Raw genomic sequence first — 21,220 nt, 5'->3', positions numbered from 1 at the left:
TTTTAAAATTTGTAAAAAATTAGTGGTTTGAGCTTTTTTAAAGAAAAATAAATCCAAAGTTTTTGGATTTATTTTTTATATTGCTCCTAAAGTCATTAGATCGGATTTTTCTGCAACAGTGAGTCCTGTTGCTCCTGAAATTTGCATTCCTTCATAAGGTCTTTTAGTTCGCAATACGGCAAAATTTTCACCCGTGTTCACATCCCAAAGAATAATACTTTCATCTTGGCTAGCACTTGCTACTAGTTGACCATCTGGGCTAAATATTACTGACCAAACCCAATTTTGATGCCCAGCCAACTCTTGAATACATTTACCATCATGAACATTCCAGATGCGGATAGTTCGTTCGCAGGCACTAGTTACAATTTTTTGTCCATCAGGGCTAAAAGCTACAGATAGCACACTAGCATCATGCCCTGTTAAATTGCGAATACACTGACGCTTGCGTAAATCCCAGATTTTAATTGTTTTATCAGTACTTACGCTTACTAATAGTTGACCATCTGGACTAAAAGCTACCGACTTAACTCGACCTTTGTGCCCTTCCTCTTCCAAACTATATAGGCAGATGCCAGAAGCTACATCCCAAATGTCAACTGTACTCTCTCCGGCAGTAGCAAGCAAGGAACCTTCAGGGTTAAAAGTTGCTGCTCCTATTCGGTCGTCATATCCTTTTAAAGTATGAATGCATACTTGCTCATTTAATTGCCAAATTTTGATAGTTTTGTCATAACTTCCACTTACCAACAATTGGCCATTGGGACTAAAAGTAATACCCCATACATCACCAGCATGTTCGCTAAGAGTATACAAGCAATTACTGTTATTTATATCCCATATTTTGATTGTTCCATCTTCGCTGCCGCTAGCAATCAACTGACCATCAGGATGTAAAGCTACCGATAAGACAGGGCTTTCATGTCCTTTTAGTGTATGAAGATTTTGGTGGCTGAAAATGTCCCAAACTCTTACGGTATGGTCTTGATGAGCGCTGACTAATTGTTTGCCGTTGGGCGTAAATTTTGCCGATTTAACCCAGTTAGTGTAACCTTGGATGATTTTGAGGCATTTGCCGTCAGTAATGTCCCATATTCTCACTGTTTGGTCATCACTGCCAGTTGCTATCTGTTGCCCATCAGGATGGTAAGTGAGCGACCAAATTTGATTTGTATGCCCTGTAATTGTTTTTAAACATCTGCCGTCGGTAATGTCCCAAACTTTTATAGTTTTATCAGAACCTGCACTGGCAATTTGCTTGCCATCAGGACTAAATGCTGCTGTCCAAACCCAAAATGTATGACCTTGTAAAATATGTATGCAATCACCATTACTAACTTTCCAAAGCCTGATACTGCTGTCAAAACTACTACTAGCAATCATTTGACCATCTGGACTAAAACTGACACTCATAACCCAGTCTTGATGACCCTTAAGAACTCGGATACATCTACCAGTTTCTACCTCCCAAATTCTGATACTTTTGTCATTACTACTACTTGCGAGCAGCTTACCATCTGGACTAAAACTAACACTAATAACCCAACCTTCATGTCCTTCTAAAACTTGCAAGCATTCACCATTGTCAACATTCCAAAATTTTATTAGTCCGTCATCTCCGCAACTTGCTATTAAATTACCGCTAGGATGAAAAGTTGCTGTACGTAATATATTTTTATGGGCATCAATCGTACGAATGCAATTACCATTTTTTAAGTCCCAAAGTTTTATTGTTTTATCTTCACTGGCACTTAATATAATCTGATTATTTGGGCTAAAATCTATATTATATATCCAACTATCATGGCGATTTAAATTTAAAATATTTTGTCCTGTATCAACTTGCCATAATTTAGTTGAGCAGTTTGTATTACTAGTTGCTAACACTTGTCCATCGGGACTAAACCTGACAGATATAACTGCACCAAAAACTTTAGTAAATAGAGTTTTTTGAAAATTACAGTTTGAAAAATTTACATCATGTAATTCTATCCCTTGAAGATAAGCCTGCCGAATTGTTAAATCTGAGAAATCATAACCAGATAGGTCGATTTTTAAATGAATAAATAGGTGAAGAAGATTCCCAGCTATATAACCTTGTCTAAATGGTAATTCTTGTTTGATTTGGGTGAGAATAGATATTAATTTATTTTTAATATCAATATAGCTACCCAATTCTGATGCTAATTTATCAACTATTGGTTGAAGTATAAAGCGAATTTGTGCTTCTCTGATATAGTCTTTACTTTCGGCTTTAATCAGGGCGTAATCATTGAGGAATTTCTGTTGACTATTTGTAATATCATCACAGACCCCAACGATTATTCTCTGTGTCACATACTCCAAAACTACAGGTTGCAACACCAGTTGCTTTTCTTTTTGTTCAATCAATGCACGACGAGCAAGTGACTGTACCCCCTTTACCAACTCTCCCGTTACTGTTTCAAAAACAAAATCTGCTGCTAACTGGGGTAAAGAAACAGGTTCTCGATTTACTGCCAACCAATACATCAGTTGCTGTTCCAATGGCGACAGACGGTTAAATTGTTGCTCCAACAAGTCTTGGATATCCTCAAACTGCAACTTTCCTTGTCGTAGTAAGGGGATTAATTGCCCTATGTCACCCGCGCATACTTCTTTTACTGCCGCAGCTGCTATTTTTAAGGCTAATGGATTACCTGCGTAATGCGTGCATATTTCTTGTAACTCATTATCGTTGGCTGCAAAACAGCCCTTGGCATTCAAAATTTTACGCCCTTCAACTGGTGTTAGTCCAGACAAGAGCAGCGATCGCACCTTAAGATTTGGCCCTTCTAGTAGCGCTATCTCCTTCGGTTTCTCACGACTTGTTAGTATCAAACAACTTTGATGGTTAACTTCTCCAATTTGTTTTAGTAAATAACCGTAACCTTTATAACGCTCCTTGTATTGTCCAGCACTAGTACCACCTTCCAAAATAGATTCCAGATTATCGAGTATTATTAAACACCGAGATGCACGTAAATAATGTAAAAGACGTGAAACCTTATCTTCCAGGGAATCAGGCAAAGTTATTTCCTGTTTCTGAGATAAAAACTCAACTACTTGTATCAAAATTTCTTCAACTGGAGGTGCATTTTGTAGCGATCGCCAAATTACATATGTAAAATCATCTTGTATTTGTTGTGCCAGCTTGATTGATAAAGTAGTTTTACCAACTCCCCCCATACCAAGGAATGCTAACAGACGACAATTGCCACTGAGAATGCATTGATGCAGGTTTGTCAGTTCATCATTCCGACCATAAAAAGTTGATACATCAACCACATCTCCCCAATCTTGATATTTAACAGGAGTTTGTAACTCTTGTATTGCAGGTGCTTGTGGCTCTGGAAAATTACTCCGTACTGTTTCGGCTATGCTAGGTTCCAATAAATACAATTGACGTTCTGTCGCTGCCTGAAAATTGGTTTTAGTGACCTTTTCTTCAAACACTTGCGAGAGTAGTTTCCACAAACTTGGGCCGACATCTTGCTTGAGATATCTATTGGAATAACCGTGTGCTTCGGCGATTTTTTCGTAGTTTTGACCTTGCAAAGCACCTTGGAGAATCAATATTTGCACATCTTTTAAGTGCTTTTGCGTTTTTGCAAAAACCACTTGATCAACAAATCTCAGCAATTCCTCAAGGTTCATAGTAATGACTTTCCTTTGGCTGAGTTTACGTCAGATTATACAAGTTTGTAACTGAACTTTCCTGAATTTTCCTGAATTTTTTTCAGCTTTTCGCTTTTTAACCTAATTTTTTTGTTACGAATTACTGAACTTATCTGTATTGTTGTTGAAACTCAGAGATTCTATATTTGGAATGTAATCGAGTTGTAAGACTCATTTTTTTGCTATAAAACCTCAAAGCATTAATTTGCTTATCCAGTTATATCTATTAGCACTCAGGTAAGTAAAAATGACTGATGCCAATCAAACTAATCCAGTTGAAAATCAACTTTTTTCAGATAGAGAATATTCTGGAAACAATGAAGTAATTAATACTTTGCTAGAATCGCCAAATTATAGATTTAACGACATTTTTTCTGTAAGTACACGTTTTCCCAACCAACAAGTCAATGAGCGATATTCTCAATTAGAACAAGAGTACACAGATACTGAGATTTAGTTACAGGAAAAATATAGTTATTTTGCCATAATTGCAAAGACTATATATGTTGAACTGTCACAATTTATCAGCCAATTAATTTTTCGGAGTTCATGAGAAAATGCCAACATCTAGAGTTGAAAATCAGAATCTTGCTAATGGAGATAACTTAGAATTTTTTGTAAATCCAAATTCTACGCGCACAGAATCTGTAGGTGTACTTCACCCCGTAAGTTGGGAATCACTTATCCCACGCTGGCACTTTGCTATGCTCAATGATGTCGAACGTAATAAAGCATTTGAAACTGCTATTAAACACGTCATACATCCAAATAGCACAGTGCTAGATGTAGGAGCGGGTTCGGGATTGCTGGCGATGATGGCTGCTCGTCAAGGAGCTAGTTTTGTGACATCCTGTGAGATGATCCAACCAATCGCACAAATGGCGAAGAAAATCATTGCTATCAACGGATTTCAAGACCAGATTAAAATTGTCCCGAAAAAGTCAGATGATCTGATTGTTGGTTTAGATTTAGCTAAACGAGCCGATGTTTTAATTACAGAAACCGTTGATTGTGGGCTTGTAGGTGAAGGTATATTACCAATCATTCGTCATGCTCGACAAGCATTGTTGACTCCAGATGCAGCAATTATCCCAGCTAAAGCAGTAGTTAAATTTAGCCTGTTAGAGAGTGATTTAGTACATAATCTAAATTTTGCATCTAATGCAGCTAACTTTGACGTTTCATCCTTCAATACTTTCTCTACAGCCGGCTATTTTCCAGTTCGGCTATGGATTTGGCCACATCGCTTGTTAAGTAAACCCACTACAGCATTTGAATTCGATTTTCGAGTCGATCCATTAAAACCACGTCAGAAAGAAATATCTGTAAAAGTCGAACACAACGGGACTCTTCATGGTGTTGTTTTTTGGTTTGATTTGGATTTAGGTAACGGAGTTGTTTTGAGCAATGCAGTAGATAACGAAAAATCACACTGGATGCAAGCAGTGCAATGCTTTGAAAAACCGATGTTTGTTAAACAAGGCGATCTATTGAAATTGATGGTACAGCAAAGCGATACCAATATCGATTTTCAGATTACCAAAGCATGAGGAAATGAGAGGATGTTTTAAAAGAGGGATGCTGTTGTAACAAAGTTCACAAGGCTGAAGCTGAAATTTCAGAGACCAAACTTTTGCGATCGCACAACCTCAGAGGCTTTTATCTATATATCGATGATTCATTTCATAATCTGAGAACTTACATCATTTTTGACTGACTTCGATTGTCGAAATATCCTCTGAGTAGTTTTCTACAAATCAAGAAATTTCTATTTAGGTTAAACAGGTAAGAATATCATGCAAACAAAAACTCGATTGTCACAAGAAACCTCTACTACTCTAAACATTACTGGCTATGATTTTTTCAAGTCATGTTTAGTTGAATATGGCAAATGCGACTTATTTAAGGATACGGAGGAATGGTTGCTTGAAGACAATCCTTATCGTCGCACTTTGCGACCACACATTTTCCATCATTTAGACTTTTCAAAACCTCTAACTCGCAATAATTTGCTGACTTACAATAGTTTGACTGCTAATCGAACATTGTTGACTGTGTATGAAAGCAATTTTGTATTCATGCCAAAACATGATTTTGCTCTTAAACGCCAAGATTTTGAAAAATTCTATGACCCAAAACTTCTAACTCTAGGGAATATTATCCGACCTTGGTTAGAACGCTACATTTTTTCATTCCTTGATACTGAAATATCTGTGACTGGTAATTGGAATACTGCTGCTGTTGAGGAGTATTTCCAGGAATATATCGAAACAGTCAAAAACACAGAAAATAGTCAAGTAATGGAAACCATTGAAGGTTCTAAAGATCCAGTCCACGCTGCCAAAACCTTTTTGATCCAATTAGCTGGTGATTTCCTAGTTGAATCTTCCGCAATGTCTAGGAATATTTTGGGTAACTATGGCTCTCTGCAATCAGAGCTATTTAAGGTTGTGATTGACGAATACGGCTACGGTGTTCATCAGACAAAACACAGCAAGTTATTTGAAGAAACACTTGAAAGCGTTGGCTTAGAATCGACACCACACACCTATTGGCAATTTTATTTAACATCTTCACTGATGTTAAATAATTACTTCAATTACATCTGCAATGATCACTCTCATTTCTTCCGCTATTTAGGAGCTATTTTTTACGCAGAAACAACCTTCATTAAATTCTGCGAACTTACTGCCAAAACAATGAGGAAAATATTTGGCTCAACCATTAATAATCGCTATTTTACCGAACATGTCCATATCGATCATCATCATAGCCGCATGGTGTTAGAAAAACTGATTAAACCAGCAATATCCACTTATGGAGAAGGAATAATTCCTGATATTGTGCGGGGTTTTGAGGAAGCCAAACTGATATCTGAAATTGCCGATCAAGATTTCATTGACCAGGTACATTGGGCTGACAACGGACTTAACTACAAAGCCTTAGCATTGCCAGTCTATGCAAAAATTCAAGAAGGTAAAATCAATCCAAAAATGCAGCAGTTCATTGAGCCTCGCGGTGAATTGTCAGTGACTCACGTTCATGATGGTGATGAGCTTTGTTATATCGAGTCTGGTGTGATGAAGTTCGTTACTGGTGACGATCGCTATACAATCCTCAATGCTGGCGAAGGCACAGTTATTCAGCACAATCGACTGCACGGAGCCATCATTGAATCCGAAGAATGTGTGTACAACATCTATTCCATCGGAGACTATCAAAAATGTCTGTCATAAAATTTGATCCACATCTATCAAACTTTTTGATTCATGGTGATCGGCGTTTCTTCCTCATATCCTTGGACAACAGCACATTCTTAGTAACAGATAATTGTCCTCATCGAGGCGGGCCGCTTCATCTAGGCAACTTTGATTGTCAAAAAAACACCATCATCTGTCCTTGGCATGACTTGGTTGTTTCTATTCATCACCTACAAAAGTCTGCTGTACCTTTAGTCTGGCGCAACGATATTGCAGTGGCTGTTTTATCTGAAGCAAAGTCAAAATAATTCGTAATTGATAATTAGTAATTCGTAATTTTTACCCTTACCTCAAGGTAAGGGCTTGTACCCTCAATGATGTAATTATTAATTCCTAATTAATAAATTTTTAATTACGACTTACGAATTACTAATTATTCTGTCAATCAAATGAGAAAAGTGTTTGTCAAAATGCCACAACACTTATTGAATACCAAGTACTTATAAGGAACCAAAATAGTGACTTCACAATCCAAAAAGACTAATTCTCCCCACCTCCCTACCATTCTGTTGGTAACCAGTGGCTACCATCTGTATCGTGAGTATCTGCTAAAAATGGTGGCGGAACATTCAAATGTTTGGCTATTTCTCGATTCTGAACCGAACTGGCAGATACCTTACATTGTGGGTTACACAGTGGTTAATACACTCGATGCCCAAATGATGATTGAGGTGGCACGAAACTTAGCTGACGACATCAAAATTGACGGGGTGCTTTGCTGGGATGAAATACGCATGGTGGAAACTGCCAAACTCGCCCAAGCCCTTGGTCTTCCAACCACAGACCCTGAAAATGTCGGTCGCTGTCGTGACAAACACCTAACACGCACCTTTTTGGCGGCATCAGGAGTACCACAAGCTACCTCAATACTTGTCTCATCCATTGATGAAGCAACCAAAGCCGCAGAAACTATTGGTTATCCTGTGATCATCAAGCCGCGTGCATTGGGTGCAAGTTATGGGGTCAGCCTGGTAAACAAAGCAGAACAGCTAAATACAGCATTTGAACATGCTAAAACTGCAACTGAGGATGGCGTACCTATTTACGATCAGCGTGTACTCGTTGAAGAGTATATGCAAGGGCCAGAAGTCAGCATTGATGTTGCATGGGTTAACGGAATCATGTATCCCCTGTTCGTTGCGCGCAAGGTGACTGGCTTTTTCCCTCATTTTGAAGAAATTGGGCATGTAGTGGATTCTCACGACCCATTGCTTGAGTACGCGCCATTTATCTCTGTTCTAGAGCAAGCACACAAAGCTGTGGGATTTCGCAACGGAATCACACATACCGAGCTACGTTTGACGCAGACTGGCCCCAAGATAGTAGAAATTAATGCTCGACTTGGTGGTGATATGATTCCCTGTGTTGGTTGGATTGCTTCTGGGATTAACCCTGGTCAAGTGGCTGTCGCAGTTGCCTGTGGGCAACAACCAAACGTTGAGAAAATACATAAAAGAGTTGCTGCTATTCAGTTTCTCTATCCTGAAAATGATGCGATCGCAGATAGTGTCCACATTAATCATGCTGCGCTTCCAGCGTCAGTTGATGTTGCCGCTTCCCTGGTTTCACCTGGACAAAAATTATTACTACCCCCAGCTGATCATGTCTCCTGTCGCTATGCTTACGTAATTGTGCATGGAGACAACGCCCAAGAGTGTACAGCAACTATTGAATCGGCTGTCCAAGCCTTTACCTTAAAAACCAAACAACTCTCCACAGTAGGAGGTCTAAATTGACTACTGCAAAGCGCGATTTTAGAATGCTGTGGGCTGGGCAGTCGTTGAACCTCTTGGGAGACCAATTTCTGGTGATTGCCCTACCATTACTGGCCGTGCAGGTAATAGGAGCCTCTGCTTCCCAAGCCGTGCTGCTACCCTTTGCCCTTTTTATACCGTTTTTGTTGTTTGGATTGCCAGCAGGTGCGATCGTTGACCGGCTACCACGACGATTGACAATGATCGTTTGCGACAGTATCCAGGCAGTCATCTTTACAATTGTAGCTGCGCTCACATTCAGCGGTACTCTCACCTTTCCAATCCTGATGTTGCTGGTTAGCATTGCCGGCACAGCTGTAGTGTTTTTTCAAATCGCCTACACTTCTTATATTCCAGAACTTTTTTCCGAAGCACGGGACTTGCAGCGATCTAATTCACGACTATTTTTCTCTGAGTCGATGACTAAGACACTTGGCCCTATGGCTGCTGGGCCAGTCATCGCCTGGTTGGGAGCTTCTGTAGCAATTGCAGTGAATGCAGCGACATTTATCATATCTGTGCTGTCACTATTGGCCATTAAGCATAGACATCCGACCAGAATCAGTCCAGTCAAGAAGCAAGAACGCGGTTGGATATACCGTGATATTCGTGAGGGTTTGCATTTCGTATTCCGCCACCAACGGCTAGAGCCAGTTATTATGTGCGGGGTGGTATATGTGATGTTTTCCGTGATGATCGAGTCTAGCCTTGTGCTTTACTGCCTGAATGTGCTGGGTTTAAACACGATCACCATTGGCTTTGTTGTCGGTGCAGCTGCCGCAGGTTTTCCGCTGGGTAACCTCATCTGTACTAAGCCTGTTCGCCGTTTTGGTGTTGCCCGTACTCTTGTGGTGAGCGCTGCTGTCTCAGTATCAGGTTTAATTCTCATACCAATAGCTGGTTCCCTAGGTTCAGTCCCTGGTCTGATTGCCGCCAACATATTACACGGTTTTGGAGAGGGTGTTTTTGGCCCCACAGCATTGACTTTACGACAAACTGATACACCTGACCACTTGCTTGGCAGAATCAACTCGGTACAGCGATTTTTGATGTGGGGTGTAATTCCAATCGGTAATTTGATTGCTGCCTTGACTATAAAACTTTTTGGATTGAGCGGTGTGTTATGGGTCGGCGGTTTTGGAACTGTTTTCTGTCTACCTCTACTAATGCGTAGAGGCATCCTCAACGAATTGTTAAATCCTCGGACTTCGGTTCTGGCTCAAAGCAGGTCGAAAACATAAAAGGATAGCTCTAACTGGCAGGGGAAGCAGGGAAGCAGGGGAGCAGGGGAAGCAGGGGATAAAAAGATTTTTATTGTGCTGTCGAGCCTGCAAAGATATTTTGCCAGAGTACTAGGCGTCAAAAATCTACCTTGAGCTTGAGTCAAAAATCTCAACTCATACTCAGATGCAGCATATCTGCACAAATTTTATCAACTTTATTTGGAGAATCATGATGATATACGCAGAAGGCATAAATGAATTTGTAGACCGTTGCAACAAAGTCATGCCACCTGATTTTTACACTTTACCTATTGATCAGCAACGGGATATGTACTTTGGTCTGACCAAAGAATTTCCCTACCAGATGCCGTCTGGGGTATTGGTGACTGATGACACGGTTTCATATGAAGGTCGAAAACTCCCTATTAGGGTATATCGTCCAAAACAGAGAAAAGGTCAAGGACTGCTAATTTATATTCGTGGTGGTGGATTTGTGGTCGGCTCGTTAGAGACACACAACACAGTTGTTGCAGAACTATGCGAGAAATCAGGATTAGTCACCATCGCCCCAGATTTTCGCATGTCCCCTGAACACCCTTTTCCGGCAGCCCTTGAAGACTGTTATGGTGTACTGTGTGGTGTTGTCAACGATGCCCAACGATTGAACATTGATGCCAATCGAATTGTCATTGCAGGAGATAGTTCTGGGGCGAACATGGCTGTCGCCGTCTGTATGATGAGTCGCGATCGCGGTGGCCCTAAGTTACGGGGTCAAGCACTGATCAGCCCGGTTCTGGACTTTACTCGCTGGCGTCAAGGAGGTGTGGATGCTCCCTTGTTAACCGGCGGTGAAATGGAATACTACACAGCTTGCTATGTACCTGAAGCTGAACAGGCGAAACATCCTTACGTCTCTGCGCTGATCAGTGGAACTTTTCATGATTTGCCACCAGCGTATATCATGGGAGCCGAAATGGACTCACTTTTAGTTGACTCTGAGGAATACGCCCGACTCCTGTGTGAACAAGGAACACCAGTTAAGTTGGTTGTTGAGCCAGGTTTAGTACATTCTGCTGTCAGAGCGCGGGGCTTAAGCCCGCAAGTTGCTAACGCCTGGGAAAGGTTCTGCCATCATGCGGCTTTGTTTGCTGCTGAGGAGGGTGCTAATTATGACAACTAGTAATCCACAGGGCCCAGTAGTAATTGTTGATCCATATTCTTCTGGTGCTTTCTTTGCGCCAGCATTCACCCAAGCAGGAGTGCCCGTTGTAGCAGTTTTATCTAGCCCTACTCCTCCAGATGTATATGCATCATCCTATCGACCTCAAGACTTTTCACAGATTCTCATTGCAACTGAGGATCTCTCAGAGGTTGTGAACAAACTCAGAGAATTGCGTCCACGATGTGTACTACCTGGATGTGAATCAGGAGTGGAACTTGCAGATGCGATCGCCCCCCAAGTGGTCGAGGATCTAGCCAATATTCCAGAAAAGGCCAGCGCTCGTCGCCATAAGGGTGACATGGCCGCTGCGGTGGCACAAGCTGGGCTACCAATCATTCCCCAGTTGTGTACTAATAATGCTGACGAAGTAGAAAAATGGTTATATCAAACAGGCCTGATTGGGTGTGATCTGGTGATCAAACCACCCAAGAGCGCTAGTACCGATGGGGTAACTAAAGTGCCTAAAGGTGAAGGTTGGCGCCAGATTTTCAATGAAATGCTAGGCAAACATAATCGTTTAGGGATACTCAACGACAAGCTACTTATACAAGAATATACCCAAGGTGTGGAATACGTTATTGATACCATTAGCTATGAAGGTAAGCACTCAATTAGTGATATCTGTAGATATCACAAAATTGATAACGGCCCATATATGGCGATTTATGATCGCATGGAATGGCTTCCTCCGACGATTCCAGAATATGACCAAATCGTGGATTATGCGCGCGGTGTACTTGATGCGGTAGGTATGCGGTATGGTACGTCCCACCTCGAAGTGATGCTCACAGAACATGGGCCAAGACTCATCGAGATTGGTACTCGACCTCATGGAGGTGGTCACCCGCGCTTCTGTCGCATTGCTACTGGGGATAGTCAAGTGGATCGAGCGGTTCGCTACTTTACCCGCAATGGCTCTATTCCTGACAGCTTTCAACTAATCACTCACGTTTTAGTAGTGTTTTTAATCTGTCGAGTTGAAGGCATAGTGAGTAACGCCGAAATATTCGATCAAGTAAAGGAACTGCAAAGTCATCATTTTTCAGTGATCAACATCCAAAATAACGATTGGTTAGAACCGACAAAGGATCTTTTCGCTAGTCTCAAACTAGGCTTCGTTGTCTTGGCTCATGCAGATCAATCCCAAATTATGGAGGATTATAAGCTGATCCGCAGCTTAGAGCAGCAACTGAAACTCAATTCCCCAAAAATAACTATCAAAGTGTAAATGTCTACGAACCATCCTCAAGCAACAATAGACTTCATACACCCACCTGGGCAGTATTACAATGTTCGAGGTCGAAGACTTTGGGTAGAGCAAGACGGAATTGGCGAACCTGTCATTTTACTGTCTGGTCTTGGCCCAGCAGGTTCTCACGTGATTTTTCATCCCCATTTCGATACGCTAACTACTGATTACCGAATAGTTTACGTAGATCTGTATGGACGCGGCCGCTCTGATAGACCAGAAAATCTCAACGAAATTACATTTGAGAGTGATGTTGCTGATGTAGCTGCACTTCTATCAGAACTCAATCTGGGGCCAGTTCATTTGTACGGATTTTCCTATGGGGGTCTTCTTGCACAGGCGATCGCCCTTGACCATCCTCATCTGGTACGTAGTCTGGTATTGGCAAACAGTCTCCACAGTCCAGAAATGTGGCAACTCAACCACGTTAACATCAACCGCGAAATTGCTAACCAATGCCCTGAAGTTTGGGCAAAAATTCAGGCATTACGTGCAGATGGCTTTCCCTCCACAGATCCGAAGATGCAAGAACTATTTGCCAGCGCTGCTAAGCTTGTACGCTTCTACAATCCAGAAAACGCTCGACTGCTAGCCACCGAGCCTGGGGCACGCAATTTAGATCTCTACCCGCTATTTTGTGGTGAGGATGTGGACTTTATCATCGGCAATCAGGTTGCTAAAATACCGGATTTTCGACCTCGGCTAAAAAGTATAACTGCCCCCATATTAGTACTTGCGGGACGGTTTGATCGCGCACTGTACCCCGCACTACAGTATCAATTCCTTACCTATGCCCCAAAAGCAGAATTTCATATACTCGAACGCAGCGGATCTTTTTCTCATGTTGAAGAACCAGAAGAGGTGTTTCGTATCTTACGAAATTTTTGGCAGCGGCTCGTGTAAATAAACGGCGTTATTACCCCAATAGGAAGAATGGTAAAATTTACCATTCTTCACCTTAGACGGACATGATATAAGAGACCGTTTGAAATAATTATGTGCCAAAATTGCCTATAAAAAACGAACCTTTAGCAATTGCTCATATCACAATACAGTTCAGTTAAACATTTTTTCTTTTTCTCTGTGCCCTCTGCGCCTCTGCGGTTCGTAAAAATTGACCTTGATAAAGTGTTACTGCCATCGCAGAAAATATGTGTGTCAGTTGTGTAAATCCTGAACATTAAAGCAAAACCGTATAAATCCTCAACCTATGAATAATTTGTTATGTACTGATTCAACTTTAGAACATCAGCTAATCTCGGCTCGTAATCGTGGTCTTTTACTCATAGAACACATTAAAATTCGTAATTTAATTCAGGCTGGATGTCAAACTAGAGAAGTACAAAAGGTAATTTACGAGTTAGCAGCACAAGTCCTTGATTCTGTAGATCATAAACCACGATTTTGGCATAGACAGATATTACGTGTAGGTGAGGATACGATTAATCCCTATAGTTCCCAGGTTAAAAATAATGTCATTCAGCCAGGAGATATCGTTTTTTTTGACCTGGGTACTGTTCTCAACATGGAAGTAAATCCCGTTTTGAGAATAGAGACTGACCTGGGACGTAGCATGATTGTACCTGGCCCAAATATTGACCCTGATAAAGTGAAAATATGCAATGATTGTGAACGTATATTTCTGGAAGGCAAAGCTTATTATCTACAAAATCAAGATATGACTGGCAAAGATTTATATGAATATATATCGCATCTTGCTAGGAGCAATGGCTGGCAACTGAGTTCACAATTTCATTCAGGTCATTTAATAGGAGTATTTCCACATGAAAGAATACTTGGAAATACTCAGTTTGACTATATCTGTCTGGAAAATACCAAACCAATGAGCGCTCCTGATAAGTTTGGCAATAAACGGTATTGGATACTCGAAACACACTTAGTTCATCCTCACAAATTATTTGGAGCTTTCTACGAGGATTTATTACTGTAAGATGAGACAGCAAGAAATCGATGGTAGTGTTGAGTTGAACTGCATACTATTTTAAGCAGAATGAACAGAGCGAGCGATTATGAGTACCCTAGTTTCATCATTTTCAACGGATGCTCAGCGTTGGGAGGCACTGGTACAACGCAATCCACAGGCTGATGGTGGGTTTATATATGCAGTTCAAACTACTGGAGTGTACTGTCGCCCAACTTGTCCATCACGTCTGCCAAAGCAAAACAATGTTGTATTCTTTGAATGTTGCGCTCATGCTGAAAAGGCAGGATTTCGTCCCTGTAAGCGATGTCAACCTCATGCCCTTTCACCTAATCACCAACAAATAGAAACGATCGCTCACATCTGCAAACTCATTGAGCAATCCCAAAAACCTTTATCTCTTCAGAACATGGCTAAGATAGCAGGACTCAGCCAGTATCACTTTCATCGCTTGTTTAAGAAAATGGTTGGTGTTACACCCAAAGAGTATGCCAATGTCCATCGAGGAAAGCGAATTCGTGAAGAACTACAACAGGGAAGCTCTGTAACTGAGGCAATTTATAATGCGGGGTTTGAGACAAGTAGCAGTTTTTACGATAAATCAACAATGATGTTAGGGATGACACCTACTAAATATCAGCAAGGTGCAGATGGCATTGAGATTCAGTTTGCCGTTAAGCGATCGTGGTTGGGTTGGGTTTTAGTTGCAGCAACAACCAAAGGAATTTGTGCAATTCACTTGGGTGATATTGAAGAAGTTTTGATTGAGCAGTTACAAAACCAATTTCCCAATGCCCAATTGAGTGAAAGCGACTCAACTTTTGAGGATTGGATTGAACAGGTTATTGCCTTTATAGAGATGCCTCAGCAAGGGCTGAATCTCCCCCTTGACATTCAAGGAACTGCCTTTCAGCAGCGTGTTTGGAGAACACTCCAAGACATTCCACCTGGTAGTACCGCTAGCTACGCCCAGATCGCTCAGCAGATTGGTAATCCTAAAGCAGTTCGTGCGGTGGCTCGTGCTTGTGCAACCAATCAGCTTGCTATTGCTATTCCCTGTCATCGTGTGGTTGGCAGTGACAATACTTTAAAAGGCTACCGCTGGGGATGCGATCGCAAACGTGCCTTACTAGAACGTGAAGCTGCACAAACTGTTACTCAATTTTCTAATTCACAATGATGTGTTCTTCCATCGACACCCCATCTTTTCCCGAACGGATCGAAGCCCTAGATTGGGAAAAGATTCTGCAAACTTTGTACTTTCAAGGATTTGCCAAGACTGGGCAAATTCTCAATCTTCAAGAGTGCCATCAGATTATTAACCTTTATGGTGATCGCGCTCAGTTCCGCAGTCATGTCAAGATGGAGCAATATCGTTTTGGACAGGGAGAGTACCAGTACTTTGCCTACCCACTACCAGTGATCGTTCAATCGTTACGGGAGACGGTCTATCCTTATCTGTTGTCAGTAGCAAATACATGGAATCAAGAATTGGGTAATGTGTTCAGGTTCGCCAATACTCTAGAAAAGTTTCTCGAAACTTGCCATCGTGCTAAGCAAGTGCGACCAACGCCACTGTTACTCAAATATGAATCGGGTGATTTCAACTGTTTACATCAAGATTTGTACGGTGAATTAACATTTCCACTACAAATGGCAATACTTCTCAGTGAGCCTGGGGAAGACTTTGTGGGTGGAGAGTTTGTGTTAGTGGAGCAAAAACCAAGAACACAATCAAGAGTCCATGTTGCACCATTACATCGTGGAGAAGCTGTAATTTTTGCGGTGAGCCATCGCCCGGTTCAAGGCACACGAGGGTTCTATCGGGTGAATCTCAAACATGGCGTCAGTCAAATCCATTCGGGTCAACGCTACTGTTTAGGGATAATTTTTCATGATGCAACTTAGTTCGACTTGATCCAAAATTAAGAACTTGGTTTTCTTTAATGATATTAACGGCAGTAGGGGGACACAGCTAGCTGTGCCCCCTATCAACACAATTAAATATTAGTACTCATCATGATTGATTCTACAGGTATTCCAGGCTGTATGAGTTTTCGGCGTTTCCAAAGCCGATCCTTCAAGGCGGAGGGGCCGACTTCCATTACAGGGTTATAACGCACACTAGAGAGTGTCCACAGTAGGGTGACTTGTTTAGCGTGTTTTTCAGCTACAGTGATGGGGTTGTATTGAGGATGGTGTCCGTCCCAAAGACCAATGCTGGCATAGGCTGGATCGCCTCCGTCATCATACTGTTTGTTATTCACCCAAGAATGGAAAAACGAAGAAAGGTAAATTACATAAATACATAACTGCTTGAGGTCGTTAATATTAGCGATCGCTAATGACTGAGATTTCTGTCCCAGAACTGAATGGCTAACTAAATCCCCAGACATGCCCTCAATTTCTGACCAGTAAGCTTTTATACCCGCTTCTTGTTGCTGGAAGAATTCTGACACATATTCTTCTATGGCTTCCCATACACTCAATGCTGCTCTATCGAAGTGGTTATTCTGGACTTCATCTTTTAATGCCTGAATATGAGGACTCCAGTTGCGGTAGGAAAGGCGACTAATTTCATCTTTGAGTACTATGTCTACTTCCTGCGGGCTTAAAGATGAAGCTTCGGGAATGAAGCCTGTATCACCAAGAATCAGTGCTGCACCTAAACTATTGATGTTGAGTAGACCGTCAAAGTGAGGTTCTAACAGCAAGCGAATCGGGTTGTTAACCACATTGCGATAGTACGCCATTGCATACTGATCCAAATTCATGTGAGTACGCCCCAGGTGAGATTGAATTTCCTGAAAGACGAACTCAGCAGTCCGAAATAACCGCTTTGACCACTCCCAGTCTGCATCACCAGGCTTATGAGTCTCTGTTTTGCCATTGAGAATAAATTTAATCGAGTGCAAGTGTAAATTATGATCTTCAAACTTAAAGCGTGCCTCGATTTCTGCGGGTAAAATACCTGCTTCTTCTACTTTATACTTGCGACAATCGTAGCGGATAGTATATTGCCAAGCCTCAAAGGTATGCACTTGGTTAAATTTGCCTGGGTTGAAGCCGTTGAGGCGGCGTTCCACAAAAAACTGATCTTCATACTTATCAGGACGTGTACGGGTGAGGTTAGCCGGCATCCATTGAGGAGGAGTTTGTCCTAATGCTTGCATTGTTTCCGCAACACCGACGATACCCAACATGGGGATGGTTCCAAAGGGTCTGGCGGGGAAAAGATGCAGCCCAAAGTTAGCTATGTAACGCGGCTTCGGTTTTACTCGGTCGGGTAAAGGACGGCGAAAATCATAGCGTGGGATATCTTGACCTATCTGTCCGTAGTAGGTGTAAACTTGTTTCGGATCTGGTTGATTGCCCTTGATGCCCCAGTCTACGAGTTCAGCACTCGGTTGCTGGAACTTACGCATATTAGCCGAGATTTGATAGACAACCGATCGCAAATGATTCAGCGAAGCAGTTTCATTAATAGAGTGAGCCAGAATCAACGATAAATCAGCAGGAGCATGATATGGGTTAAATTCTAAGGGTTCGGCTAGTTCACTGGGTACGATTTCAGTTAAAGAAATCACTGCTACATCTTTGCAAGGATACTGGGTTTCATCCCAAGGTATAGTACAATCTTTTGCTTCTTCGTTGGCTGCTTGATTGTCTGAAACTGCACGTAATTGGAACTGTAAAATATACTTGACTCCGCCATTCTTCACTCTCTGCTGATAGTCATTTTGCAGATAGGTTTCTGGTCTAGTGTCATTTTCCAAACGAGGCAGGTAATCAAGAGGTAGCCGCAAGTCAGCCGAGTTAATAAAGCCAGTATCCGCCGAGCGATCGCTATTGATCAAGCGGTAACGCAAGTAATATTGTTGACCATCAAGCCCTACAAATAAATATGTAGTTTCAGAATAATAGTGCAGTTTGGTGTAAGAGTCGGGATTACGGATAATTTCTGCAAATATGGGTGTAATCTTGGGAAACTCCACCAGCAATTTGCCTCGGTCTTGCAGCGAACTAGCCACCCAACGAGAAAACGAAGCGGCATCAGGTAAAATAAAACAACGCCCTGTACTCATTAATACATCTAAAATAGGTGTATGCAAGTCGAGGGCGGTGATGGGGGCATCGGCTGGGCCATTGAGAATGCGTAGGGTTGCTCCACGTCCGTCTAAAATTGCATCATCCCGGAACCCCTTAATGTTGGCATGGCGCAAGAGAACTGGGAATTTTTTTCCTGCTTCCAATAGGCGATGGGGTGGAATATCCGGTTGCTTGACAACCTCAAGTACCCCTTTTGCCACGGTTCCAAAGGAATGGGTTGCCCGTCTTCCCTTCAGTTGGGCCATCTGACCAAAAACCCGCGCAATATCAGAAATAATTTTAGAAAACTTTGGCTCAATATCCCGGACTCTCGGATCACCAATGAGATGGTCAACCGGGTTTTGAATTTCGTTAGCCATATCTTGCTGTCACCTAAATTTAAAAGTAAAAAATGCTGCTAAACACACAATGCTAGCAGTAGAATCACATAAAAATTCCCGATTGTACAAGTCAATCAGGCACTATATGCAGGCTCAGTATTACTGAGTCGCATACTTCATGATACGCAACTAAAACTGAGGATTCCTGGGAACGTAAGGATGCTACACAAGTATTTACCCAAGTTAAAAATTACTGTCTGCCGAGAGGATTAATGTCTTAACTCCCGAATTCTGCTGTAATTGTCTTTTAGTAGATACCTTAATTTTTGAAATCGGGGAGTTGTATAGCGCGTGATCAAACCAGAGGTAGCATCTTACGGGTCTTGGCGATCGCCTATCACCACAGACTTAATGACTGCACGTACTATAGGATTGGGACAGATTGCTCTTGATGGCGAAGATATTTACTGGAGCGAGTTACGACCGTCAGAGTTAGGTAGAACTGTAGTGGTGCGACAAACTGCAAATCATCAAATTCAGGATGTTATACCTACTCCCTTCAACGTGCGTACTCGTGTCCATGAATATGGCGGCAGTTCTTTTTTAGTAGTTGATGGTACTGTTTACTTTAGTAATTTTACTGACCAGCGCCTCTATCGTCAGGATGTTGGTAGTGAGCCGCAAGCTATTACACCTGAAGCAGCTATACGCTATGCAGACTATGTATTTGACCGTCAACGTCAGCGAATTATTTGTGTATGCGAAGATCATACAGTTGCAGAGCGTGAAGCCGTCAATACAGTAGTTAGCATCGGGCTAGAGAAAGATAGTCAAGTTCAAAAGTTAGTATCGGGAAACGACTTTTATGCCTCGCCTCGCCTCAGTCCTGATGGATCTCGCTTGGCTTGGCTAACTTGGAATCATCCTAATATGCCGTGGGATGGCACGCAACTCTGGGTAGGCGAACTGAAAGCCGATGGTTCGTTAGGAAATACTCAACAAGTTGCAGGCGGTTTAGATGAATCTATCTTTCAGCCAGAGTGGTCACCGGATGGCAAACTGTACTTTATTTCTGACCGCACAGGTTGGTGGAATATATATCGCTGGGAAAATGGGGATATAGAATCACTGACCGAAATGAAAGCAGAATTTGGTCTTTCTCAATGGGTTTTAAGTACATCTACTTATGCTTTCGAGTCGGCTAACCGGATAATTTGCACTTACACCCAACAAGGCAGTTGGTATTTAGCTAGTCTTGACACCACAACTAAACAACTAGAAGCACTAGCAACACCTTATACAGATATTAGTTCTGTCCATGCAGCCGCAGGAAAGGTAGTGTTTGTGGGAAGTTCTCCTACAGAGTTAAGAGCGATCGCACAACTAAACTTGACTAATGGCACGTTAGAAGTACTACGCAGCGCTAGTGATGTGACAATTGATGCTGGTTATCTTGCCCTACCCCAGCCAATTGAATACCCCACAGCGGACGGTAAGACAGCCTATGCACTGTTTTACCCACCAAAAAACCATGATTACATCGCCCCTGAGGGTGAAAAACCTCCTTTAATCGTCAAAAGCCACGGCGGCCCAACAGCAGCAACTTCTAGTAGCTTGAGTTTTAGCATTCAGTATTGGACTAGCCGAGGGATAGCGGTTCTGGATGTGAATTACGGTGGTAGCACAGGCTATGGACGGGAGTATCGCCAACGATTAAATGGTCAGTGGGGAATCGTCGATGTAGATGATTGTGTGTCTGGTGCGCGTTACTTGGTGGAACAAGGGAAAGTAGACGGCGATCGCTTGACAATTTCTGGCGGGAGTGCTGGTGGTTATACAACGCTTTGTGCTTTAACTTTCCGAAATACTTTCAAAGCAGGGGCTAGTTACTATGGAGTTAGTGATTTAGAAGCTTTAGCACGGGATACACACAAGTTTGAATCCCGGTACTTGGATGGGTTGATTGGTGCTTATCCACAACAGCGTCAAATTTATCAAGAGCGATCGCCAATCAATTTTACCGACCGTCTCGCCTGTCCAGTAATTTTCTTTCAGGGACTAGAAGACCGGGTAGTCCCACCCAACCAAACTGAAGCAATGGTAACAGCCATGAGAGCTAAAGGTGTGCCTGTGGCTTATGTTCCCTTTGCAGGTGAACAGCATGGCTTTCGCCAAGCCCAAAACATCAAACGCTCATTAGAAGCAGAACTCTACTTCTATTCACGTATTTTCAACTTTGAACTTGCTGAACCAATCGAACCAGTAGTAATTGAAAATCTGTAAGTTGTCAGTTGTCAGTGGTCAGTTGTCATATCATGTCCGGTTAAACAGAAGTCAATTGCGAACAAAGTGAAGCAATCCCAAAGTCCTTGCGATTGCTTCGTTCCACTCGCAATGACATATCGTAAGTAATTAGGCGGACATAATATCAGTTGTCAGAAGGC

15 protein-coding genes are annotated in these 21,220 nt (G+C 42.1%); 13 read left to right on the top strand and 2 right to left on the bottom strand.

Translation table 11 applies throughout. The features are described from left to right. Positions 1 to 75: 75 nt before the first annotated feature. A complete protein-coding gene (locus tag I8748_RS00565) occupies positions 76 to 3,675 on the bottom strand; it encodes a WD40 domain-containing protein (protein ID WP_198122773.1) in 3,600 nt (1,199 codons plus the stop codon). 268 nt (positions 3,676 to 3,943) lie between these two features. On the opposite strand from I8748_RS00565, the gene I8748_RS00560 reads away from it, so the two are divergent. From I8748_RS00560 to I8748_RS00505, 12 genes are all read left to right on the top strand, one after another. Beyond that, positions 3,944 to 4,153 carry a hypothetical protein gene (locus tag I8748_RS00560; protein ID WP_198122772.1) on the top strand — a complete coding sequence of 70 codons (210 nt, stop codon included), beginning with the start codon at positions 3,944 to 3,946 and terminating at the stop codon, positions 4,151 to 4,153. Between the two features lie 100 nt (positions 4,154 to 4,253). Further along, on the top strand, positions 4,254 to 5,246 hold the full coding sequence (locus I8748_RS00555) for a 50S ribosomal protein L11 methyltransferase (protein WP_198122771.1): 993 nt from the start codon (positions 4,254 to 4,256) through the stop codon (positions 5,244 to 5,246). 246 nt (positions 5,247 to 5,492) lie between these two features. Then, positions 5,493 to 6,932, top strand: coding sequence for an iron-containing redox enzyme family protein (locus tag I8748_RS00550; RefSeq protein ID WP_198122770.1), 1,440 nt, complete (start codon positions 5,493 to 5,495; stop codon positions 6,930 to 6,932). Further along, positions 6,920 to 7,204, top strand: coding sequence for a Rieske 2Fe-2S domain-containing protein (locus I8748_RS00545; RefSeq protein WP_198122769.1), 285 nt, complete (start codon positions 6,920 to 6,922; stop codon positions 7,202 to 7,204). The genes I8748_RS00550 and I8748_RS00545 overlap by 13 nt, the downstream gene beginning before the upstream one ends. A gap of 210 nt (positions 7,205 to 7,414) precedes the next feature. After that, the gene (locus tag I8748_RS00540) at positions 7,415 to 8,692 is read left to right on the top strand and encodes an ATP-grasp domain-containing protein (RefSeq protein ID WP_198122768.1); all 1,278 of its coding nucleotides are present in this window, start codon (positions 7,415 to 7,417) and stop codon (positions 8,690 to 8,692) included. Further along, complete coding sequence (locus I8748_RS00535) at positions 8,689 to 9,951, top strand: MFS transporter (RefSeq protein WP_198122767.1); 1,263 nt, start codon at positions 8,689 to 8,691, stop codon at positions 9,949 to 9,951. Before I8748_RS00540 ends, I8748_RS00535 begins: the two co-directional genes overlap by 4 nt. A gap of 211 nt (positions 9,952 to 10,162) precedes the next feature. Then, positions 10,163 to 11,113, top strand: coding sequence for an alpha/beta hydrolase (locus tag I8748_RS00530; RefSeq protein WP_198122766.1), 951 nt, complete (start codon positions 10,163 to 10,165; stop codon positions 11,111 to 11,113). Further along, a complete protein-coding gene (locus I8748_RS00525; RefSeq protein ID WP_198122765.1) occupies positions 11,103 to 12,383 on the top strand; it encodes an ATP-grasp domain-containing protein in 1,281 nt (426 codons plus the stop codon). The genes I8748_RS00530 and I8748_RS00525 overlap by 11 nt, the downstream gene beginning before the upstream one ends. Next, complete coding sequence (locus I8748_RS00520; RefSeq protein WP_198122764.1) at positions 12,384 to 13,307, top strand: alpha/beta fold hydrolase; 924 nt, start codon at positions 12,384 to 12,386, stop codon at positions 13,305 to 13,307. Between the two features lie 307 nt (positions 13,308 to 13,614). Continuing rightward, positions 13,615 to 14,355: a M24 family metallopeptidase gene (locus I8748_RS00515; protein ID WP_198122763.1), complete on the top strand. Its 741-nt coding sequence runs from the start codon at positions 13,615 to 13,617 to the stop codon at positions 14,353 to 14,355. A gap of 79 nt (positions 14,356 to 14,434) precedes the next feature. Continuing rightward, a complete protein-coding gene (ada, locus tag I8748_RS00510) occupies positions 14,435 to 15,526 on the top strand; it encodes a bifunctional DNA-binding transcriptional regulator/O6-methylguanine-DNA methyltransferase Ada (protein WP_198122762.1) in 1,092 nt (363 codons plus the stop codon). Beyond that, positions 15,523 to 16,254 (top strand): 2OG-Fe(II) oxygenase, encoded by a 732-nt coding sequence (locus I8748_RS00505; protein WP_198122761.1) that lies wholly within the window; start codon positions 15,523 to 15,525, stop codon positions 16,252 to 16,254. The genes ada and I8748_RS00505 overlap by 4 nt, the downstream gene beginning before the upstream one ends. A gap of 92 nt (positions 16,255 to 16,346) precedes the next feature. Here I8748_RS00505 and I8748_RS00500 read toward each other — a convergent pair whose 3' ends face one another. Continuing rightward, positions 16,347 to 18,815, bottom strand: coding sequence for a lipoxygenase family protein (locus I8748_RS00500; protein ID WP_198122760.1), 2,469 nt, complete (start codon positions 18,813 to 18,815; stop codon positions 16,347 to 16,349). Between the two features lie 312 nt (positions 18,816 to 19,127). Between I8748_RS00500 and I8748_RS00495 the strand changes: the two genes are divergently transcribed. Then, on the top strand, positions 19,128 to 21,059 hold the full coding sequence (locus I8748_RS00495) for a S9 family peptidase (protein ID WP_318781170.1): 1,932 nt from the start codon (positions 19,128 to 19,130) through the stop codon (positions 21,057 to 21,059). Positions 21,060 to 21,220: the final 161 nt, after the last annotated feature.

Origin of the sequence: Amazonocrinis nigriterrae CENA67 (assembly GCF_016056305.1) — a bacterium.
Classification (GTDB): Bacteria; Cyanobacteriota; Cyanobacteriia; order Cyanobacteriales; family Nostocaceae; genus Amazonocrinis; species Amazonocrinis nigriterrae.
The sequence above is the reverse complement of the archived record's forward strand: the minus strand, read 5'-3'. Positions and strand labels throughout refer to the sequence as shown.

What these genes read in the sequence shown, in the direction of transcription:
- I8748_RS00560 (WP_198122772.1), top strand. Translation starts at nt 3,944, where the DNA reads ATGACTGATGCCAATCAAACTAATCCAGTTGAAAATCAACTTTTTTCA.
- I8748_RS00550 (WP_198122770.1), top strand. Translation starts at nt 5,493, where the DNA reads ATGCAAACAAAAACTCGATTGTCACAAGAAACCTCTACTACTCTAAAC.
- I8748_RS00520 (WP_198122764.1), top strand. Translation starts at nt 12,384, where the DNA reads ATGTCTACGAACCATCCTCAAGCAACAATAGACTTCATACACCCACCT.
- I8748_RS00555 (WP_198122771.1), top strand. Translation starts at nt 4,254, where the DNA reads ATGCCAACATCTAGAGTTGAAAATCAGAATCTTGCTAATGGAGATAAC.
- ada (WP_198122762.1), top strand. Translation starts at nt 14,435, where the DNA reads ATGAGTACCCTAGTTTCATCATTTTCAACGGATGCTCAGCGTTGGGAG.
- I8748_RS00565 (WP_198122773.1), bottom strand. Translation starts at nt 3,675, where the DNA reads ATGAACCTTGAGGAATTGCTGAGATTTGTTGATCAAGTGGTTTTTGCA.
- I8748_RS00525 (WP_198122765.1), top strand. Translation starts at nt 11,103, where the DNA reads ATGACAACTAGTAATCCACAGGGCCCAGTAGTAATTGTTGATCCATAT.
- I8748_RS00515 (WP_198122763.1), top strand. Translation starts at nt 13,615, where the DNA reads ATGAATAATTTGTTATGTACTGATTCAACTTTAGAACATCAGCTAATC.
- I8748_RS00505 (WP_198122761.1), top strand. Translation starts at nt 15,523, where the DNA reads ATGATGTGTTCTTCCATCGACACCCCATCTTTTCCCGAACGGATCGAA.
- I8748_RS00530 (WP_198122766.1), top strand. Translation starts at nt 10,163, where the DNA reads ATGATGATATACGCAGAAGGCATAAATGAATTTGTAGACCGTTGCAAC.
- I8748_RS00545 (WP_198122769.1), top strand. Translation starts at nt 6,920, where the DNA reads ATGTCTGTCATAAAATTTGATCCACATCTATCAAACTTTTTGATTCAT.
- I8748_RS00500 (WP_198122760.1), bottom strand. Translation starts at nt 18,815, where the DNA reads ATGGCTAACGAAATTCAAAACCCGGTTGACCATCTCATTGGTGATCCG.